This window comes from Phytoactinopolyspora endophytica (assembly GCF_004138495.1).
In the GTDB taxonomy this organism is placed as follows: Bacteria; Actinomycetota; Actinomycetes; order Jiangellales; family Jiangellaceae; genus Phytoactinopolyspora; species Phytoactinopolyspora endophytica.
In genome coordinates, this window is record NZ_ML142867.1 from 15,430 (window position 1) to 17,909 (window position 2,480).

Annotated in this window: 2 protein-coding genes; both read left to right on the forward strand. The window is 67.5% G+C overall.

Translation table 11 applies throughout. The features are described 5' to 3' along the window. On the forward strand, positions 1-615 hold a 615-nt coding region (locus ELR45_RS42185), incomplete at its 5' end, for an oligopeptide/dipeptide ABC transporter ATP-binding protein (protein WP_276320740.1). Beyond that, positions 615-2,480, forward strand: a 1,866-nt coding sequence (locus ELR45_RS35935; RefSeq protein ID WP_165368161.1) for a beta-N-acetylhexosaminidase family protein, incomplete at its 3' end; no start/stop codon positions are given. The genes ELR45_RS42185 and ELR45_RS35935, both read left to right, overlap by 1 nt.

The following is a 2,480-nucleotide window of genomic DNA, read 5'->3' on the forward strand; positions in this document are numbered from 1 at the left end:
GAACTGATGGAGCGGTGCGGCCTCGACCCGCGGTGGGACAACCGCCTGCCGCACGAGTTCTCCGGCGGGCAGCGGCAGCGCGTCGGCATCGCAAGGGCGCTCGCGCTCGACCCTTCGCTGCTGATCCTGGACGAGCCGGTGTCCGCGCTGGACGTCTCGGTGCAGGCGCAGATTGTCAACCTGTTAGTCGACCTGCAGCGCGACCTCGGCCTGTCGTACCTGTTCATCGCGCATGACCTCGCCGTCGTCCGGCACATCAGTCACCAGGTCGCGGTCATGTACCTCGGCCGCATCGTCGAACACGGCACGAAGGAGGAGATATACCGCAACCCGCGCCACCCGTACACGCAGTCGTTGCTGTCATCGGTCCCGGCCCATTCCCCGGCCGAACGGAACCGGCCGGACCGGATCAAGCTCACCGGTGACGTGCCGAGCCCCGTGCACCCGCCAGCAGGCTGCCATTTCCACACCCGCTGCTGGAAGGCGATCGACCGCTGCGGCACCGAGGATCCCGCGCTGAACCGCCGTGGAGGCCCGCAACTCGTCGCCTGCCACCTCGCCGATATCGAACCGACCTCACCGAGCCAGGAAACACCCGATCAGAAAGGACAGTGATGTCCCGACGCGCCCGGTTGTTCCCCGTCGTAACCGCTACCACCACCGCACTACTGACAGCAGCCCTGCCGCTGTCCGCCACAGCCGACCCGGCCACGACACCCACCGCTCCTGCCGGCGTTACCTCCACCAACGACGAGGCCGCGCCGCCGTCGAGAGAGGGAAACGTGGTCCTCGGCCCGGAATGGATGGTCCTGCACGGCCCGGACATCGTCGAGAAGACCGCAGCCGAACATCTCGCGGAGGAGCTCGGCGACCGTCTCGGTATCGACACCGCTCTGGAGGTCCGCGCGGCGGACAGGACGACTACCAGCGCCGCCCTCAAACGCGAGGACATCGCCGGTGTCATCGTCGTCGGGACCCCGGACGACAATCGCCTGTTAGCGATCGCCGACCGCCGCGACGCGTTCGACCTGCCCGGCGACTCGCCCGAGGCCTATCACCTTCGGGCGACGTCCGAGGGCGCGATGGACGTCGTCCTCGTCGCCGGGGCCACCCCGAAAGGTGCGATGAACGGCGCGTTCCGGCTGGAGCAGCGACTCGAACGGGAGAACAGCCTCGACGTCGCCGCGATCGACGAGGCCGACGCGCCCGCGTTCGCCAACAGGGTCGGCGGCCACAAGTTCACCCAGTCGCCCCCGCCCGGTTGGACCGATGACCAGCAGGGCGAGTACTACGCGCAGAACTACATGAACGTCGTGTGGGGCGAGAAGCACGGTGCTCCGTTGCCGGCCGACGTCCGGGAGAAGTGGGGGCTGCGACTCGCCTACGAGGTACCGCTGCCGGGCGTGGGGAAAGAGTGGCTCAACGACCCGGAGCACGCCGACTCGATCTGCGTGCGCGGCAACGGCAACCGCACCGTCGACCCGTTCACAGCCGAGGGAGCGGCAGCCTACGCCGACGTGTTCGCCGCCGCGCTGAACGATCCCCAGCACGACGACCTGGCCATCCTGGAGACCGTCTTCGGCGACTACAGTCACATCCCGACGCCGAACAGCACCCGGTTGTCCGACGACAAGCCGTGCGGTCTGAACAAGGCAGACGTCGCCGTCGAGATCATGACGATCATGCAGGACGTGATCGGCGACCGGGACGTCACTCCCATGGCCTGGATGTGGCACCTCTACCCGGCCGAGACCGACGCGGATGTCATGGAGCGACTGCGCGACCTCGGCGTCGGGATTCTCTACAACGAGGCCGGCAACGGAGACAACTGGATCACCCGCCGCACCAACTTCAACGGCACCGCCCTGGAAACCGAGAACGGCCGGACGAAGTGGGGACCGGACTACGCATCCCTGGTGTCGGCCGGTGGGAGCTGCGAGAGCGTCAAGCCGGTCATCGGGCTGCCCACGCCGCACGCCGCGGCCACCAAACTCCGCGAGCTGTACGACATCGAAGTGCAGAACTTCTATCTGTGGTGGGGCGGCGTCGAGGGTTGGACGTACTCCTCGAACATGTCGGTTATCCGAGAGATGGTCTGGGAGCCGGACCTGTTCGACCCGACCGACACCACGCCGTTTGACGCGGACCATCCCGATCCGCTGATGGCACGGGTGGCCACCACCGACTTCGGCGCCGACAAGGCCGCGGACGTGATGCGGTACTGGTCGCTGGTCGACAAGGCCCTGCTCGATCCGTCGTACCGGACCGGGGAGGAGTCCGGGCTGCGGGTGTACAGCTGGTACCAACGGCTGGCGATCTACCTGAACCCGGGCGTCTACGGCGGCGGTGCCGCACTGCGTCCGCTCACCCCGGACGGCCTGAAGAGCAAAGAGTTCAACGTCTACCGGAACTGGCCCCGGCCCATGCCCGAGGTCATCGCCAACTTCGACCAGGTCGCAACCGACCTGGCCCAGGCCAAC